The sequence below is a fragment of the Vibrio ostreicida genome (assembly GCF_013074385.2).
In the GTDB taxonomy this organism is placed as follows: domain Bacteria; phylum Pseudomonadota; class Gammaproteobacteria; order Enterobacterales; family Vibrionaceae; genus Vibrio; species Vibrio ostreicida.
Window position 1 is genome coordinate 53425 of the sequence record NZ_JABEYA020000017.1, and the last position, 17980, is coordinate 71404.

18 protein-coding genes are annotated in these 17980 nt (G+C 45.2%); 12 read left to right on the plus strand and 6 right to left on the minus strand.

All coding sequences use genetic code 11. The features are described from left to right. Positions 1–74 precede the first annotated feature (74 nt). On the plus strand, positions 75–794 hold the full coding sequence (locus HLM86_RS16775) for a tRNA-uridine aminocarboxypropyltransferase (protein ID WP_076587797.1): 720 nt from the start codon (positions 75–77) through the stop codon (positions 792–794). 155 nt (positions 795–949) lie between these two features. After that, complete coding sequence (nagK, locus tag HLM86_RS16780) at positions 950–1864, plus strand: N-acetylglucosamine kinase (protein WP_076588118.1); 915 nt, start codon at positions 950–952, stop codon at positions 1862–1864. 93 nt (positions 1865–1957) lie between these two features. Here the strand turns inward: nagK and HLM86_RS16785 are convergent, their stop codons facing one another. Further along, positions 1958–2224, minus strand: coding sequence for a DUF2960 family protein (locus HLM86_RS16785; RefSeq protein WP_170883379.1), 267 nt, complete (start codon positions 2222–2224; stop codon positions 1958–1960). Between the two features lie 447 nt (positions 2225–2671). Between HLM86_RS16785 and HLM86_RS16790 the strand changes: the two genes are divergently transcribed. The 8 genes from HLM86_RS16790 (at position 2672) to HLM86_RS16825 (ending at position 11510) form a co-directional block, all read left to right on the plus strand. Continuing rightward, positions 2672–3469: a substrate-binding domain-containing protein gene (locus HLM86_RS16790; protein ID WP_076587802.1), complete on the plus strand. Its 798-nt coding sequence runs from the start codon at positions 2672–2674 to the stop codon at positions 3467–3469. Between the two features lie 14 nt (positions 3470–3483). Beyond that, on the plus strand, positions 3484–4200 hold the full coding sequence (locus HLM86_RS16795; RefSeq protein WP_076587804.1) for a hypothetical protein: 717 nt from the start codon (positions 3484–3486) through the stop codon (positions 4198–4200). A gap of 7 nt (positions 4201–4207) precedes the next feature. Continuing rightward, positions 4208–4732, plus strand: a complete 525-nt coding sequence (locus HLM86_RS16800; protein WP_076587806.1) for an RNA polymerase sigma factor — start codon at positions 4208–4210, stop codon at positions 4730–4732. Beyond that, positions 4717–5469 (plus strand): hypothetical protein, encoded by a 753-nt coding sequence (locus HLM86_RS16805; protein WP_076587809.1) that lies wholly within the window; start codon positions 4717–4719, stop codon positions 5467–5469. Before HLM86_RS16800 ends, HLM86_RS16805 begins: the two co-directional genes overlap by 16 nt. A gap of 252 nt (positions 5470–5721) precedes the next feature. Continuing rightward, positions 5722–7314 (plus strand): ABC-F family ATPase, encoded by a 1593-nt coding sequence (locus HLM86_RS16810; RefSeq protein WP_170883405.1) that lies wholly within the window; start codon positions 5722–5724, stop codon positions 7312–7314. 237 nt (positions 7315–7551) lie between these two features. Beyond that, positions 7552–9033 (plus strand): FMN-binding glutamate synthase family protein, encoded by a 1482-nt coding sequence (locus tag HLM86_RS16815; RefSeq protein ID WP_076587814.1) that lies wholly within the window; start codon positions 7552–7554, stop codon positions 9031–9033. Positions 9034–9357: 324 nt separating this feature from the next. Continuing rightward, a complete protein-coding gene (locus HLM86_RS16820; RefSeq protein ID WP_170883377.1) occupies positions 9358–10941 on the plus strand; it encodes an FAD-binding oxidoreductase in 1584 nt (527 codons plus the stop codon). Next, positions 10938–11510: a hypothetical protein gene (locus HLM86_RS16825; protein ID WP_170883375.1), complete on the plus strand. Its 573-nt coding sequence runs from the start codon at positions 10938–10940 to the stop codon at positions 11508–11510. The genes HLM86_RS16820 and HLM86_RS16825 overlap by 4 nt, the downstream gene beginning before the upstream one ends. A 48-nt stretch (positions 11511–11558) precedes the next feature. On the opposite strand, the gene HLM86_RS16830 is transcribed toward HLM86_RS16825, so the two are convergent. Together HLM86_RS16830 and HLM86_RS16835 are read right to left on the minus strand one after the other, a co-directional pair. Beyond that, positions 11559–11870, minus strand: a complete 312-nt coding sequence (locus HLM86_RS16830; RefSeq protein ID WP_076587820.1) for an AzlD family protein — start codon at positions 11868–11870, stop codon at positions 11559–11561. Next, the gene (locus HLM86_RS16835; protein ID WP_076587822.1) at positions 11860–12573 is read right to left on the minus strand and encodes an AzlC family ABC transporter permease; all 714 of its coding nucleotides are present in this window, start codon (positions 12571–12573) and stop codon (positions 11860–11862) included. Before HLM86_RS16835 ends, HLM86_RS16830 begins: the two co-directional genes overlap by 11 nt. 481 nt (positions 12574–13054) lie before the next feature. Between HLM86_RS16835 and cspE the strand changes: the two genes are divergently transcribed. Beyond that, positions 13055–13267: a transcription antiterminator/RNA stability regulator CspE gene (gene cspE, locus HLM86_RS16840; protein ID WP_076587824.1), complete on the plus strand. Its 213-nt coding sequence runs from the start codon at positions 13055–13057 to the stop codon at positions 13265–13267. Positions 13268–13652: 385 nt separating this feature from the next. On the opposite strand, the gene HLM86_RS16845 is transcribed toward cspE, so the two are convergent. After that, positions 13653–14753: a M23 family metallopeptidase gene (locus tag HLM86_RS16845; protein ID WP_170883373.1), complete on the minus strand. Its 1101-nt coding sequence runs from the start codon at positions 14751–14753 to the stop codon at positions 13653–13655. Between the two features lie 477 nt (positions 14754–15230). On the opposite strand from HLM86_RS16845, the gene cobB reads away from it, so the two are divergent. Beyond that, on the plus strand, positions 15231–15950 hold the full coding sequence (gene cobB, locus HLM86_RS16850) for a Sir2 family NAD+-dependent deacetylase (RefSeq protein WP_076587827.1): 720 nt from the start codon (positions 15231–15233) through the stop codon (positions 15948–15950). A gap of 5 nt (positions 15951–15955) precedes the next feature. Here the strand turns inward: cobB and HLM86_RS16855 are convergent, their stop codons facing one another. Both HLM86_RS16855 and HLM86_RS16860 read right to left on the minus strand, forming a co-directional pair. Next, complete coding sequence (locus tag HLM86_RS16855) at positions 15956–16765, minus strand: GGDEF domain-containing protein (protein ID WP_170883371.1); 810 nt, start codon at positions 16763–16765, stop codon at positions 15956–15958. A 113-nt stretch (positions 16766–16878) separates the two neighbouring features. After that, positions 16879–17916, minus strand: a complete 1038-nt coding sequence (locus HLM86_RS16860; RefSeq protein WP_076587832.1) for an extracellular solute-binding protein — start codon at positions 17914–17916, stop codon at positions 16879–16881. Positions 17917–17980: the final 64 nt, after the last annotated feature.

A 17980-nucleotide genomic window follows, 5' to 3' on the forward strand; every position in this document is an offset into this window, starting at 1 on the left:
CTTCTCCTCTAAAACTTGCAACTGGACTTGCACAAGGTAAACTTTGCCTCCTTTATCATTATCTGTCAATTTGCATGAGAATCCACGCTTTTCACCACCTCTATCAGCAGCGATTAGATCGTTCAACTAAATTATACAGTGCCAGAGGCAGTAAGGTTCATCGTTGCCAATCTTGCCAAGTGGCACAGATGTACTGTTTATGCGCTTATCAGCCTGATGTAGAGTCCGATGTTGCTGTGATGCTAATTGTTTCTGAGAATGAAGTCATGAAGCCAAGCAACACCGGACGATTGATCTTGGATGTGGTCAAAGAAGGCTATGCGTTTCAATGGAGCAGAACAGAACCCAGTGAAGCCATGCTCGCGCTATTAAACAGTGATCGTTACCAGCCAGTTGTCATTTTCCCGGATGAGTATGTGAGTCAAACGGAGCGATTGGTGAAAGACAATCTGGGGCGCTCATGCCGAGGAAAAAAGCCATTACTGATCTTTCTTGACGGCAGTTGGCGTGAAGCTCGGCGGATGTTCCGTAAGTCGCCTTACCTAGATCACTTACCTGTTTTCTCTGTGGATCCAGACACCTTGTCACGTTACGTCATGAGACGCTCAGATAACCAACAGCACCTTGCAACTGCGGAAGTTGCCGTCATGGTTTTACAGGCGTTGGGTGAACGTGAGTCAGCAAAGACTCTCAGCTCATGGTTTGATTCATTTAAAGAAGGGTATTTACTCACCAAAAGCCGAGGTCAAGCTGACCTCAGCAGGCCGTTTTTAAACAAGTATCTAGGCGAATAGGCCAAATTATGAGCCGATTTTGGAAGTGCTGTTGGTGATACTCTGTACACTTGGATTGCGCCTAAGGACTAAACTCGTTGTCGGTCACGGATTGTAGGCAAACCAATATGGATAATAACGCTTGGTTTGCGAGATTGAACGTTGGGAGAACAAAGATGTACTACGGCTTTGACGTAGGCGGCACCAAGATAGAGTTTGGTGCCTTTAATCATAAACTAGAGCGTGTAGCAACAGAACGAGTGCCAACACCCACAGATGACTATTTATTGTTGCTTAACACGCTTACTGGGTTGGTTGAAAAATACGACCAGCAATTTGGGTGTCAGGGAAAGGTAGGCCTCGGCTTACCGGGTATGGAAGACGCTGATGATGCGAGTGTTTTGACCGTTAATATTCCGTCCGCAAATGGTCAATGTCTACGTGCTGATCTGGAGACCAGAATAGGACGTGATGTCAAAATTGAAAATGATGCGAATTGTTTTGCATTATCTGAAGCATGGGACGAAGAGTTAACAAGTGCCCCCTCGGTCATGGGTTTGATTTTGGGAACGGGGTTTGGTGGCGGGCTCGTCTATCAGGGGCGGATTTTCTCTGGGCGCAATCATGTCGCTGGAGAAGTCGGTCATATGCGTTTACCTATTGATGCTTGGTTCCATCTTGGTGAGAATGCCCCGCTACTTGGGTGTGGTTGCGGTAAAAAGGGTTGTTTAGACAGTTACTTATCAGGGCGCGGTTTTGAGTTGCTTTACCAGCATTATTATCAAGAGCAAAAAACAGCGATTGACATTATTGATGCTTATTATGACGGTGAACGAAAAGCAACGGAACACGTTGATCGTTTTATGGAATTGCTTGCGATCTGTTTAGCGACGATCTTGACGGCTGCAGACCCTCATGTTGTGGCGTTAGGTGGTGGGCTATCAAACTTTGATCTTATTTATCAGGAAATGCCGAAGCGTATTCCGAAGTATCTTCTTCCCGTGGCTAAGTGTCCGCCGATTATTAGGGCCAAACATGGTGATTCTGGAGGGGTTCGCGGCGCTGCATTTTTAAATATTATGCCGTCCTGAGCGCATTTTCAGCAAAGAGAGCTTGCCCTTGCAAGCTCTTTCAATAGAGCCCTTAAGCACAAGTGGTTTGAGTTAGGGCCTATTGATACAGCGTTATTTTTCTTTTTTTCCGACGCCCAGATTTTGTTTCTGCTCAAGTGTTATCTTCTCAAAACCGAGCTTCCTAAAATGGTTATCGCGATAGTTTCGTGTAGCTTTGGTATCGGATACCGTTTCAATTTGCTGTTCCATTTGAAGGTACCCTGAAATATCGATGCCTTCTGCTTCTGCAACGGCCTCGTGAATATTGCGATGCTGGTGATATGAAAAAGTCAGTGTTTTGTCTACGCCCTTGTAAGTATAAAGAATAGTGCGAGCCATATTTGTTCTCTTGAAATCGGTGAAGACCACGTCATGGTTTGGCCTTGGAATAGGGTAGATTCTGCCTTTTAGTGACGCGCTTGTCACGTACTCTTAATCGCAAATTGCGATGTAGGGGCCGTCGAATGTATTTTCGCCGATCAAAGGCGATGGGGTGATGAGCCTTGTGATTGGAATGGGTAACATTTCCCTGACGTAATGGCCAGCGAGGCAATAGGTCGTGTGGAGTTTAGGCAAAGACGCCATTCACGGCTTTCCTCTTTCTTTTGTGTCGTCTTTCTCTTTCCCTCTTTAACACTCAAGTGACTTAGGTGGTTCAACATTGTCTTTTTGAGCCCATAGATGGGGGGCGTCGTTGATGTGTGTGTTTTTTTTCCAATGAGTGCATCCAATGTAGGCTTTCGATTCGTCTCTTTACTGAAAACTGCAATTTATTTAGGAGAATCTATGAACCATCACTTGCCTCTATTAGGGCTTGCTGCAGCGTTAATCAGTAATGTGAGCGTTGCGTCACCACAATTGGATACCAAGATTGAGCATCAACCCAACGATGGAATCATTAATGTGTATGGTCCAGGCGGGCCCGATACGGCTTTACGCTCTGCCGCGCGTGCGTTCAGCGAAAAAAGGGGGATCGACGTTAATGTTATCGCTGGACCGGAATCAAAGTGGAGTGCGAGCGCCCAGAGTAACGCTGACATCATTTTTGGTTCATCAGAGCAATCAATGAGTGCGTTTATTGAAACCTACCCATTTATTACTGACCAAGACGTTGAACCCGTTTATCTTCGTCGTGCGGTGATTGCTGTCCCTAAGGGCAACCCAAAGAAAATATCCGGCGTACAAGATTTACTTGATAAGTCAGTGTCCATCATCGTGACTGAAGGCCTAGGAGTTTACAACACGTCAGGGACAGGAGTTTGGGAAGATGTCGCCGGCCGCAACGGATCTTTGCAAGATATAAAGAATTTTCGACGCAAAATTGTCGCTTATGCCAAAGGAAGCGGGGCAAGTTTTAAAGCCTTTAAGGAAAAGAATGCAGATGCATGGATAACTTGGATTCACTGGCCGCTGAATCATAGTGACATCGTCGATTATGTCGAGATCGAACCCGAACGTCGAATCTATCGTGACTTGACGCTGGCTAAAGCGCAGGGTGCAGATCCCAAGACTCAGGAATTTATTGATTTTATAAAAAGTGAAGAAGGTAAGCCGTATTTCTCACGTGAGGGTTGGACCCAATGATTAGGAAAATGACAATGAAGAAAATGATACTCTCCGCACTTGTTTTGTTGCCCTTCGGAGGCGCAGCAGCCGCCGGTGCAACAATCGATACTCAATTTGGAGAAGTTTACACCGATAGTAACGGCATGAGCTTGTATACTTTTGCTAAAGACCCTGTCGGCCAATCCGTTTGTACCGATGATTGTGCCGCCAAATGGCCGCCCCTTTTAGCGGGTGGAGAGGCGGACGCGTTGTTTTTTGGTCAGGCTGAATTTAGTAAGGTGAGCCGTGATGATGGTTCAGAGCAATGGGCCAAAGAAGGTAAACCTTTATATCGTTGGTTTAAGGATACCAAACCTGGGGAAATCAACGGAGCGGGCATCAAAGGCGTTTGGCCACTGGCTCGCAAAGATGATGTGACGATTAAACTGTATAACGATGGTCAAAAACGTTATTTAGTCGATAGTCAAAACCTTGCGCTTTACACTTTCGACAAGGACAAAGTCAACCAATCTGTCTGTTACAGTGATTGTGAATTAAAATGGCCACCCGCTTTGGTGAGTCCGGAGCTTGCTAAAGATGGGGTTCAGAATTTGACACTAACAGGTGGATTTGGGATAACGCAACGCAAGGATCAGTCTTACCAATGGACTTATCAGAATAAACCGCTCTACCGTTGGTTTAAAGACAGCAAGCCCGGCGATACATCTGGTGATGGTGTGAAAAATGTTTGGCACCTGATAACACAATGAGGTAGTTGTGAGTACAGATAAACATCATATTGGTTTACTGCTCTCAAGAGTAGCGCTTCGGGATCGCAAGGCGTTCGAAGCGCTTTATCAGGTAACCAGCTCTAAACTTTATGCGCTGATCCGCTCTGTTGTTAAGGATGACGACATCGCTGCAGACCTTCTTCAGGAAGGCTTTGTCAAACTTTGGTACAGCGACAACCGCTACCCACTAGAATATCCTTGGGCTTGGTTGTGCCAGATCATGAGAAATATGGCGATTGATGAAGTGAGGAAGCGGAATCGGCGTGCAGAAGACATCCTCGACCCCTCTTTACACGAACAAACGCTGGTTGATGACGGGACGGGAACGGATTCTGGTCTGAATCATTGTTTGGAGAGGCTCGCACAGGATAAGCGCAACGCGATCGTGCTTGCTTATCAACATGGGATGAGCCATCAGGAAATTGTTGATTATGTGAAGATGCCTCTTGGGACCGTAAAGTCTTGGATTCGTCGTGGATTACAGGAGTTAAAACGATGTCTAATCGAGTGAAGGTTTGCCGTTATCAAGACCCTGAATTAAGAGATAGATTGGCGAGTGAATACGTACTGGGCACTCTCACAGTCAGAGTGAAGCGGCGGCTGGAACACCTGATCCATGAAGATCCCAGCTGGTGGCAGCATATAGACCAATGGCATCAGCATTTGTCTGATCTAAGCCCAGCAAAAGAGAGAGGCCGAGAAAAACACACATTGGCCGAGCCTCCAAAACGCATTTGGAAGAATATAGCAGCGCGTACATGGGATAGCAGAAATGCTCATCGAACGCTGCGTTGGTGGTGGTTGCCTACAGGAATGGCTTTATCGATGGTCATTGGTATCACAATACAACCCATGATCGTGCCTCCAATTCAATCAGTAAGTGTTATGCAAGTGCGTCCGGCGAGTTATTTAGCGATGATGTCATCCCCGACGAAGAACAACCATTTTGCCTTAGTGGCCTATCAGGGTGACAAGCCAGGCCAATCGAGCATTCGACTACAGCGAAATTTGGGGATGGAAAATGTATCGTTCGATAGTGCCATGGTTTGGATGCGGGATAGTTTAAGCGGGGAGCTGACGCTTATTGATAGCTTAGAAAATGTCAAGGATGTGCGCTTTATGTCGCCTAAAGAATGGGGAGCGTTGAAGAACAGTTCTGAGTTATTGGTGACAAAAAACCGAGACCCATCGAGCCAAGTGCTTTACCGAGGCCGCTGTGTTGAGCTTAGCGATTGGCAGGCGATCTAACCTGTAACACTCAAGTCTGACTCTCGAAGCACCGTTGATTACGTTTTGTGATACGTCATCAACCGCGTGAGAGTCTGTTGCTTGAAGCGAGCATTTGTCACCCATTTGTGCAAGTAATTTCAGCCTTGTTATCAACTATTGATGTAGTTCACACATTCAAACTGTTATACTCTCGCCAAATTCTTGTCTGATTCTAAATGACTATCTCTATCTCGTTGTTAAATCGAGAGAAAGTGGTAGGGGGATACACTTATCATAAGTACTAATAATATCACGCAGCAGTTTGGTGCTAAGCCGCTGTTTGAAAATATTTCTGTGAAATTCGGTGAAGGCAATCGCTATGGCCTGATCGGTGCGAACGGCTGTGGAAAGTCGACGTTCATGAAAATCCTCAGTGGTGAACTGGATCCCTCTGGTGGTAATGTCAGTTACGATCCCAATGAGCGTGTTGCTAAGCTGAATCAGGATCAGTTCGCTTATGAAGAGTTCACTGTCATTGATACTGTGATCATGGGCTATAAAGAACTTTGGCAAGTAAAAAAGGAACGTGATCGTATCTATGCCCTGCCTGAGATGAGTGAAGAGGACGGCATGCTCGTCGCGGACCTTGAAGTTCAGTTTGCAGAAATGGACGGTTATACGGCGGATGCCAAAGCGGGAGAGCTGTTGCTGGCAGTCGGTATTCCCGAAGAGCAGCATTATGGACTGATGAGCCAAGTCGCTCCAGGCTGGAAGCTACGAGTACTCTTGGCTCAGGTGCTGTTTGCTGACCCACATATTATGTTGCTTGATGAGCCGACCAACAACCTAGATATGGACACCATTCGCTGGTTGGAAGAAACGTTAAACCAGCGCAATTGCACCATGATCATCATTTCACACGATCGTCACTTTCTCAATTCAGTGTGTACTCACATGGCGGATTTGGATTATGGCGAGCTGCGAGTCTACCCAGGCAACTACGATGAATACATGATGGCGGCTACGCAGGTTAGAGAGCGCCTGTTGTCTGATAACGCGAAGAAAAAAGCGCAAATCGCTGAGTTGCAAACCTTCGTTGCCAGATTCTCGGCCAATGCCTCTAAGGCGAAACAGGCGACATCCCGCGCCAAGCAAATGGATAAGATTCAGCTTGAGGAAGTCAAAGCCTCTAGTCGTCAAAATCCGTTTATTCGTTTTGAACAATCCAAAGAACTATTCCGCAACGCGTTGATTGTTGAAAACCTTTCGCAAGGCTATGACCATGACCTTTTCAGTGACTTTAATGCGATCTTTGAAGTGGGAGAGCGAGTTGCCATTATTGGTGAGAACGGCGTGGGTAAAACAACCTTGTTGAATACCTTGGCTGGTGGGAAAGCTCCGCGCGGTGGTACTTTTAAATGGTCGGAAAATGCCAATATTGGGTATTATGCTCAGGATCATGCCAATGACTTTGCCGAAGATTTAAACCTGACTGATTGGATGGGGCAATGGCGTCAAGAAGGGGACGATGAGCAGGTCGTTCGTGGTTTTCTTGGCCGGATGTTGTTTTCTCAAGATGATATCAAGAAGTCCGTGAAAGTCCTTTCTGGCGGAGAACAGGGCCGTATGTTGCTTGGTAAGTTGATGATGCACAAACCAAACATGCTACTTATGGATGAACCAACAAACCACATGGATATGGAATCAATAGAATCCCTTAATACGGCATTAGAGCAGTATAAAGGAACGCTATTCTTCGTTTCTCATGACCGAATCTTTGTTGATTCACTGGCGACTCGTATCATCGAAATCAAAGATGGTCGTCTGACGGATTTTAAAGGGACGTACGCAGAGTTCCTTAAACACCGCGGTGTACAAGGTTAAGTGAACTAAGGGGCCTCATATGTGGCCCTTTTTATTTGTTGTAGAGAAGAAGAGATGAGGCAATCGATGAGAAGTGCAGGTTAGTAAAGGAGGCGATCTCGCTGGCCTTCAATGACTCAACTTCGGCTTTGCCTTGTGCCGCAAAGGGTAAGAAATATCACCTTCATCAATGCTATTCAACTATATTGATGGGGTCGGTCTATATAATTATAACGTGCGGGCTAGGTGGAGCATAATATGAGTGAGTTTTTTATCGTAGGTCTTGATCTCTTGTCTGGTTTCTTTATCAGTGTTGTTGGCATTGGCGCAATCAGTATCGTCTACATGTATATTGCAGATAAAAAGCAGCATAAACATGCCATTCGTCATAATTATCCTGTCATTGGTCGATTTCGTTATTTGTTTGAGAAACAGGGCGAGTTTTTTCGTCAGTATTTTTTTGCCATGGACCGGGAAGAAATGCCCTTTAATCGAGCAGAGCGAAGCTGGGTTTATAAAGCCGCCAAGAACGTGGACAGAACGATCGCATTTGGCTCGACGCGTAGCCTCGACGCCACGGGTACGATTATGTTTATGAACTGTGCATTTCCTACTCTTGAAGAGGATGCATTGGCGCCCTCACCCATAAAGATAGGGGAAGGAACACGTACCCCCTATACGACGTCGTCGTTGTTTAATATTTCTGGAATGAGCTTTGGTGCTTTGTCTCAGCCTGCGATACGCGCATTATCGAAAGGTGCGCAAAAAGCGGGTTGCTGGCTGAATACCGGTGAAGGTGGGCTTAGTGACTATCACTTAGAGGGCAATTGCGACCTTGTTTTCCAGATAGGCACAGCAAAGTACGGTGTCCGTGACGAAAGCGGTCAATTATGTGATGAAAAATTGAAAGCCGTTGCTGCCCATACCAATGTGCGCATGTTCGAAATTAAAATCAGTCAGGGGGCAAAACCCGGAAAAGGAGGAATGCTACCTGGATGTAAAGTTACGGCTGAAATTGCCCAAATTCGAGGTATTACTCAAGGGGAAGACTCGATCAGTCCAAATGGGCATACGGATATTAGAAACGTTGGCGAATTGCTTGATATGATACACCGTATTCGTCAGGTCACAGGAAAGCCTGTGGGCTTTAAGAGTGTGATTGGGTCAATGGTTTGGTTTGACCAACTTCTGGATGAAATCGAACAACGAGGTCACGACAGTGCGCCGGATTTTATCACGATTGACAGCGCGGATGGCGGTACTGGCGCGGCACCTCAGCCCTTAATGGATTATGTGGGCCTTCCGCTGAAAGAAAGCTTACCCATTGTTGTTAATCGTCTGAAAAAAAAGGGGTTAATGCCCCGTATTAAGGTGATTGCATCTGGAAAGTTGATTACGCCTTCTAAGGTGGCTTGGGCGATTGCACTCGGAGCCGACTTTGTGGTCTCTGCGCGAGGCCACATGTTTGCCTTAGGCTGTATTCAGGCGCTGCAATGTAACAAAGATACCTGCCCCACGGGGATAGCCACCCACAGCTCTCGGCTCCAACAAGGTCTTGATGTCGAAGATAAAACACAGCGTGTCGCGAACTACAACAAGTATATTCACTATGGGATTGGCCTGATCGCGCATTCCTGTGGCGTGACTAATGCGCGTGAACTTGGCAGAGAACACATCAGAATTGTTAAAGAAGATGGTTTGTCAGTTGCGCTCGATCAGTTATACCAACAGCATCATTAGAACGCTCGGTTGAGCCGCTTCTTTAAGAGATAAAAAATACATCAGTTTCGTCGAGTTCTGTCTTGATGACAGCGGCACGCACACAATTCTATATTTTGCGTCACTTTGATGCCCAATACCCACCACTCTTGAAATGACCTTATCCTGCTCGTTTTTTCGTGTCACTATGTCTTTTGTAATTCAGTTGCGCTTGCTGAATGCATTCATCACTCCAATATGTACATTGTTTGATATCGATCCTGCTGCGATAATTCCGCCCACCTTGAGTTCTGGTAAACCAGTGACTTAGGAAGAATTTTAATTGACCAAATAAGGGAGTGTACCGTGTCAATTGCTGCGCAAGATATAGAGAACAGGCAGCCTAACGTTCTATTTAGCGGGCTTGGTAACCATTGTCGTACTGCCACTCAAACTCTCCAACCTGAGTGTTGTCATGAGCTTCAAACCATTATCACTCAGGCGTTTCAACGTAAGCAGCCTGTGTATCCGATCGGCAAAGGTAATAACTGGGGGTACGGGTATAGAACGCCTCCTAGTGATGGTTGTATTTTACTTGATCTCAGTCAGATGAATCGAATCATCGGTTTTGATAACGATTTGGGAGTGATAGAGATTGAGCCGGGCGTCACTCAGGGGCAGATCGCCGATTATCTGGAGAATACGCCATGGATGATTGACTGCACGGGTGCAGGACCCAATACCAGTGTGATGGGAAATGTCCTTGAACGTGGATTTGGGCATGGTTCGACAGGGAACCGCAGCCAGCATTTTATGATCAGTGAATTAATTTTGGCCCATGGTGAAATGATTCACTTAGATAGAAGTAGCAGGTACTGTGGGCGAGCGGGGTTATCTGCCAACCTTCACGAGCTTTTCACACAAAATAACCTTGCGGTGATCAGTAAAATGAAGTTTGAACTGACGCGCAAGCCTGAGAGTAGCCTGCGCTGTTTGGTGCGCCTGAAGTCTGCGGCAGACCTGCCAACTTACATTGAGACGATGCGCCTCCTTAAATTAGAGGGCACTATTGATGGATTGCCTCATTTAGGTAACACCTACCGTATGCTAACCATGATGGAGCGCTTTAATTTTGAACGCTGGGACGGCAAAAAGGGGGCCGACCAAACCGACATCGATCAATTGTGTACTCGATATAAATTGACACCATGGTCAGGTGCGTTTGTGGTGACAGGGAGCAAAGGGATCGCTAAAGCCAAAGCCAAGCGGATTAAGGCGGCACTTCAACCGTTCGCTAAGGTCGATATTGTCAGTTTGAAGAAGCTAAAGCAACTTGACAGACTTACGAAATGGATGACGCCAACACTGGGTTTTCTTCAGGGATATCGACGTTTTCAGAACAGCCTTAGTGAGTTTACTGAAATGATGGATATGCTTGAGGGCAACCCAAAAGATTTAGCGCTTAAGGGGTGCTACTGGCGGTATCGAGGAACGATACCCGATAAGATGAACCCCGTCGCTGATGGCGCTGGATTTTTTTGGGTTGCTCCTACTTTGCCTATGTTAGGAGAAGAAGTCGACAAGTGTATGCGCCTTTCAAAACAAGCTTTCGACAAAGCAGGGTTTGAGTTTGGAGTCACCCTGACAGCCGTCAATGCTTATATGTGTCAGGCTATCGTAAGTGTTTATTATGATTCGGGTAATCAAGAAGAAGTTGAACGAGCAACGGAGCTGACGAGTAAACTTCGGGATCTCTATCGTCGCCATCAGTGGCCCTGCTATCGTCGTTCTGTCGATGAGATGCCATTCGACATCGGGCAGGAGCTTGAAGGTGATGCGCTCAAGCTTCGTTTCCTTATAAAAACCGCTTTTGACCCCAATAACCTAGTGTCACCCGGCCGCTATCAGATAAACAGCTGCCCCTCATATTCCACGGAGATCCATCAATGATTTTATCGAGCAAGCGTCTTTCCAGCCATGAAGATTTGTTGGAGTTTGCCAAGCAATACAAATTGATTTCAGGGAACAACAATTCAGTCGAACTGCTTAGAAAACGCTCGTTTGTTGGGGCATTTTATAACGCCAAAGGGAAAATGTGCGCAGGGTTTACGATAAACAGCGACAGCCCGCTCACGTATTTACACGATCTACCCAAAGACTTAATTCATCCATTGACCCATGCCGACAAAGAAATCGTTGAAGGTGGTGGACTTTGGGTGAACCCAGAATTGAGTGATTTTGAACGAGGTTATGTTTTTATTAAAGCGAGTTGGCAAGCCTACCGAACCAAGAAAAAATATTTTATGGCAGGGGCAAAAAATCCCAAAGTCGCCTCCCGACAAAAATTTATTTATCCCAAAATACTGTTTGAAGGGGCAACCGAACAATTTGATTATCTGTGCATATTGTATTGCAGACGTCACTACATATTGATTCAGATAGCCCTATTTTTCCTACGCTATTGGATAACACAACCTCTAAAAAAATGGCTGAGGGGCGCGAAACAGGCAACAACATAAGCGAAAAACCACTGGGTGCAGAATAGCAGCCCCCAGTGGTTTTTGTGTTTAATAGGAGGTTCGAGTGATTGCGGCCACCGCTAAGCCGGCGGTAATGGATAGGAGAGGCCGTTTGAGAAAGAGCGTACCTAATGCCGTGATCAGCAGAGCCAATTTACCGCCTAGATCGCTGGTTAGAAACATTGGCGCAATAATGGCGACCAACACAGAACCGGACATGGCAGCGATAAAGCGTTGGACTCGTTGACTGATTGGGACAAAAGACATGATGTATATCCCTCCCCAGCGAGTAACGATGGTCACAACCATCATAATGACAATGAGTATCAAGGCCCCTGTTTCTGTCGTATTAATGTTCATTATTTTCTCCTTCAATCAAGACCCCTGCAATGCCCCCAGTCAATGCCCCAACGATCACATGGCTATTTTCCGGCAAATAGAAAAAGGCACCAATGGATGAGATGGCGGCCAGAGTCCATATAGCGTAGGCCCTATTGTTTGTTTTACCTTCGAGTACCATAGTTAGGAGAAAGCATCCCATCACCATATCGATACCCAAAGATGAGGGGTCTTGAATCGCATTGCCAAAATAAAGCCCTATCCAGGTTCCGACAATCCAGAAAAACCACAGTGCGAGGCCACCCCCTAATAATATTCCAATCCCTTTTGATGGCTCGTTATTGGAAAATGCTCGCATTGACATCGCCCAGTTAGCATCAGAGGCAACCAGCATAATACTGTAGCGAGACACGGGACGGAGTGAACGTATATGCGGGTAGAGAGTCGCGCCAATCAATAAATGCCGAGCGTTGATCGCAAACACAGTGACAATAAGAGCGAGAATAGGCACCTGATTTCCCCATAGTTCCAAGACACCAAACTGAGATGCTCCAGCAAATACCATGAAGCTCATCAGCATGGCAGACACTTGACTCAACCCGCTTTGAGCAGCAGCAAGTCCAAAAGCAGCGCCAAAGATCACGACAAAGAAGGAAATAGGCAGTAAGCTAACAAACCCTCGCTGTACCGAGTCAAACTCGATTTGACGCTTATGATTGTTCATTTTAATCTCCCTTTTTATGGCTGGAATTAATTGCCGACACAATAGACTGGATTGTTCTGTTGGAAAAGAGAAAAATAAGAAATTTCTATAACAAAATCAGATTCATGATGATCATCTAGGTTAAAGATCAAGGCTTCCTTAAGGATTATTTATTGACAGTGAACTCTGTAATTAGTGTCATATTTGAACTGTTCAATCATTGATAATGGCGCTGCCTGCGCTGTCTGCGCTGTCGCTGTCCTCAAGTGGTAAATAGACTTGTGTTGAGAACGGATAAAAACCAAAATAAGTCTGGTGATTTTGCAAACTCCCTGTATAGTTAACCCAGCGCTTTCAAATAATTAATGAAGAAATTAGTAATGTATTTTCTCAGTTAATTTTCAAGGCTACTCGTTTTGAATCTGGGATAAATTATATTCATAATTTAAGCGATAGTATTTGTTTGCAGCTTTATATTATTTAAATTTATACCGAGGTATCTATGTCTACTAAAACGACGGGTTCAGTAAAATGGTTCAACGAAACAAAGGGTTTCGGCTTTATCACTCAAGATAACGGTGGTGCTGATGTCTTTGTTCACTTCAATGCTATCGCATCTGAAGGCTTTAAAACTCTTGCTGAAGGCCAAAAAGTGAGTTTTGATGTTGAGCAGGGTAAAAAAGGCCCTCAAGCGTTGAACGTTACTACTCTATAACGTCGTCAATGAATGAAATTTTTAGGTGTGGTGACTTGTCATCACACCTTTTTAATGGCTTTGATTAGAGACCCTTACACAAACACCCCTAAAAGATCCCTTCATTAACACCGCTTTTGTATCCTTATTCTCCCACCCTAAAAAATAACGCAGGTTTTATTGTTACCTTTATTCACCAATCAGGAGATTTTCTGATGGTTCAAACGTATCCAGTAATAAATATCATTAGGCCCGCAATGCAGGTAAGAGGTCATTTATAATTTCAATATATAACTATGATGGGTTGCGATAAAAACTACGGCGACCGTCTTGTACTATTGACGTCCAATTATAGCGAGTAGATGAGACTCCCTAAATGTTGATCAGACATTCGCCGCAGTGACGTTTATTGGCTCGGGTTATTTACACGATCCCAAAAACACGCTTTAGTATTGCTTCGTTTGTCTTGCATCCAGGCAAAATTGCAATGGCTGTCATAACTGTAGCGACCTACATGCATACTATACGGGCCAAAAGAAAGGTCTTGTATTGATTGAAACTGGCCATTGTATAACACTGAAAAGTGGAGATGAGGTCCTGTTGATGAGCCTCCTTGACAGAGCGCTGTGCTCCGTTGGCTGGCGTAGGTCCCTAAACGAGTATTCTTGTCAACCCATGCGCCGTTTTTTACAGAAATGCCATCCATATGATAGTAATTGGTAGCCCAGCCGTCAGGGTGAGAAACTCTTATCTGACAACGTGAAAACACAGTCACGTATCCATCGTGAGCTGCAGTGACACTGTAAGTCTGACCGCCCCAGCTTGGCCAGTCATAAGACACGTCGACAGAAGACAGTGGGTAACCTGAACCTGTGTGGGAATGTGGGCCATTAGGAACCCAGTTATAACTTATTCGCCATGGCCATTGAAACTCAGGTGCAGCTTTGTTCAAGACAGTTTCACGACTTTGTTGGTTGCTAAACCAATGTTGGTAAACCTCTTGCCACTGAGGCCAATCACCGAGGTTGGGCAGTGAATAAGCGATTGAATAAGTCGCGGCATTGTACGCCCGCTTGGACTGCCGGTTAGCATGGTAGTAGAGTTGAGATAAGCGATTGGCGATGTGCTTTATATCCTCACTGTATTCTTTGATATCGCTGTTAGAAACCTTTTGTTTTGGCGACCATTTCTTATTGACCATTAAGGTGGTTAAAACGACTCTTGGATCAACCCCAAATGCGCCACTCCAATGCAGCAGAGGCTCTTCTAACGCTAACCATGATTTTGCATCGGAAAAATCGTTATTCATGGTGAAAGGGCGATGATGAGGTTGGTAAACAAAACGTGTGTTTTTCAGCATTTGGGGCATGTTGTGTTCGACTAAACTTGCTTCATCGAGAGTTCCTATATCGATGGTAGGCATTAATGAATGGGCATAGCTGTTTACACTGATACAAAAGCTACTCAGACCAAAATAGAGGGGTATTATGTAAAGGTATTGTCTCATGATTTTCTCCCGCCAACAGGTTTGCCGATAGGCACCTTACCTTGAGTAATAAAGAACAGGCACTATCGGCTTATTAATTTATAAATAAGGGTCTCGTCGGTGGCGTTTAAGGCTATGCTGACAACAAGGTTGACGTTGTGATCTGCCCGCTAGCGACCGATTTTATTAACACTGTTAGTTTAGTTATTTAACGGTGCTATTCCGAAAGCCGCCCATTTTCTAAGCCGTACATTTGGCTAAACGCAATCGAGTAATGGGCGGCTATCAGCGAATAGTTGGCCTAATGAAATAGGGGTACTGAAAGTGTACACAATAAGATACGCCTTGTTCTGAGATGTAAATTTTTTTTGATTCAATTGTGAATAGTCGATTCACAGGGCGATTGCCACTTTTGACTATGGTCTAATCTTTTGGCGCTTCTGATGTTTTTGAGCGCATGGTAAGCTACCCACAATTAAGTGCATTAAGGAAGACGATATGAACTTTCCCTATCAAAACATCGTGATACTGACTGGCGCCGGTATTTCTGCTGAGTCTGGTATTGAGACGTTTAGAGCTCAAGATGGTCTATGGGAAGAACATCGCATTGAAGATGTCGCGACACCTGAGGGTTTTGAACGTGACCCCGATTTAGTTCAGAATTTTTATAATCAACGTCGTTTTCAACTTCAACAAGAGGCAATCCAGCCTAATGCAGCTCATCTTGCGCTGGGTCGTTTGGAGCTGGAATCAGAGGCCACTGTGACGGTGATTACGCAGAATATCGACAACCTCCATGAAAAGGGAGGAAACCACCAAGTGATTCATATGCATGGTGAGTTACTTAAAGCACGTTGCAGTGTGTCGAATCAGGTCGTCGAACAGACTCAAGCGCTAAAGATGGGCGATTTATGCCATTGTTGTCAGATCCCTGCTCAAATGCGCCCACACATTGTTTGGTTTGGAGAAATGCCCTTGCGTATGGGGGAGATTTATTCCGCATTAGAGCGCGCTGATCTCTTTGTATCCATAGGCACGTCAGGTGTGGTCTTTCCGGCGGCGGGTTTTGTTCATGACGCAAAAATGCAGGGGGCTCATACCATTGAAATTAACCTTGAACCCAGTGCGGTTGAGAGTGAGTTTGATGAGAAGCGATACGGGAAGGCGAGTCAGGAGGTTCCCAAATTGGTAGACGAATTACTGACAATGACCCCATAGGGGCACTAGTTCGACGCCTTACTTGTATCGGAGGATTTTTGCCTTTGTCTATGCTTCATTGCGTACATGGCACGGTCTGTTTTGATAAGGTTCTCTTTGAGGGTGTTAGGGGTTGAGGCTTCTATACCAAAACTAAATAAAATAGTTTCTTCGCCCAATTCTAATTTTAAGCGATCAATAAACTGAGCGCCCTCATTATGGCCAACGACAATCACAAACTCGTCGCCGCCAATACGAAAGGCGTCGTCTGACGGTTGCAAACAGGCCCTAATTGCATGCGCAAACCGAATGATGGTCAAATCTCCACTCGCATGGCCGTGAGTATCGTTGACTTCTTTTAATCCATCTAAATCGATATAAATCAAATCGAATTGGCACCGAGTAATCGAAAAGAGGGCTTTTCGATTGTAAAGACCTGTTAACTCATCCGTGAGGGCATTTCTCCGCATGCGCCTGACCAGTCGCGTGATACCAAATGCGATCAAAAGATAGGCCATTTGCAGAGTGCCATCCTCGATCAAGGTATGAGTGAGCTCGTGTTGGTCGGCCCAACGTCCAATACTGGGAAACTCTTCCGCGATATCATAAATTTGATTGAGGAGCAAAAGCATGATGCCGGACTTCATGTAAGGGTTACGGCTTGTGACATGGCGGGAGACGAAGAAAATAAACAAAAGAACCAATAACGTATTGGTTTCAAATATCACATCATGATAAGGCTTGGAGCCGAAATGATAACCGACCACGGTCACAAATCCTGCCAGCGCAGTAAGCACAGAGAAGCCGATAAGGAATCGTTTGTACTTTGCTGTCATGATGTCCCCGGTTTATAAGCCAACAACAGATACCAAACGAATGCCAATATTCAGAATGATATAAAGCGGCTTAAGCCGCTTTATTGAGTATATAACCGAAATGGAAAAGTGGGTTAATTGTTGACTTTCAACTTTTGGAAGTACTCGTCGTAGAGCACGCTGGCCTTACCGACTTCATCTTGCCAGGTCCCGCTGTCCATGACTTTCTGAGGAGGGAAAATGCTCGGGTCATTGGCAAACGATTTGGGTAACAGTGCGTGAGCGGTGGCCACTGGAGTAGGGTAACCGATTTCAAGTGCTATTTTTGCGGCATTTTCTGGGCGCAGTAAGAAATTGATCATCTTATGCGCGGCTTCAACATTTTTTGCTGCCGCAGGGATGGCTAAGCTGTCCATCCAAAATACGGTGCCTTTTTCTGGCCAAATAATATCAATAGAAGCGCCTTCTTGACGCGCCATATAGGCTGAGCCATTCCAAAGCATTCCGAGTGAAACTTCGCCCGCTAAATAAGGGTTAGCGGGAAAATCTGAGTTAAATACTAATACGTTCGGCATCAGTTTTTGCAGCTCTTGATAAGCGGCATTGATTTCGTCTGGGTTGGTGGTATTGGGTGAAAAACCTAATTTGGTTAGTGCGATATGGAACACTTCACGAGCGTCATCCATCAGCATAAGCTGGCCTTCCCATTTACTGTCCCATAAATCATCCCATTTGGTTACGGACGATTTATCCAACATATCAGAGTTAATGCCTATACCCGTTGCACCCCAGATATAAGGAATCGAATAACTATTATTTGGGTCAAAAGGCTTGTTTAGAAAATTGGCGTCCAAATCAGAAAAGTGCGATAGCTGCTTCTTATCGATGGATTGCAGCATACCTTCTTTACGCATTTTAGACACAAAGTATGTCGAAGGAACCACAAGATCATATCCACTTCCCTGAGTTTTGAGCTTGGCATACATGCTTTCGTTTGACTCATAGGTTGAATATATCACCTTAATCCCAGTTTCTTTGGTGAAGTCTTTCAAAACTTCATTGGGAATGTATTCGGACCAGTTGTAGAAGTAGAGTTCTTGGTCAGCCGCCATAGCAGGTGAGGCGAACAAGGTCGCCGTGCAGAGTAAGCTTGCACAGAATTTGTTTTTCATTATTTTTCCGTTCTTTTTGCTGATTCGTAAATCGTCAGTCCTGACGATAGTTGAAGATATCGAG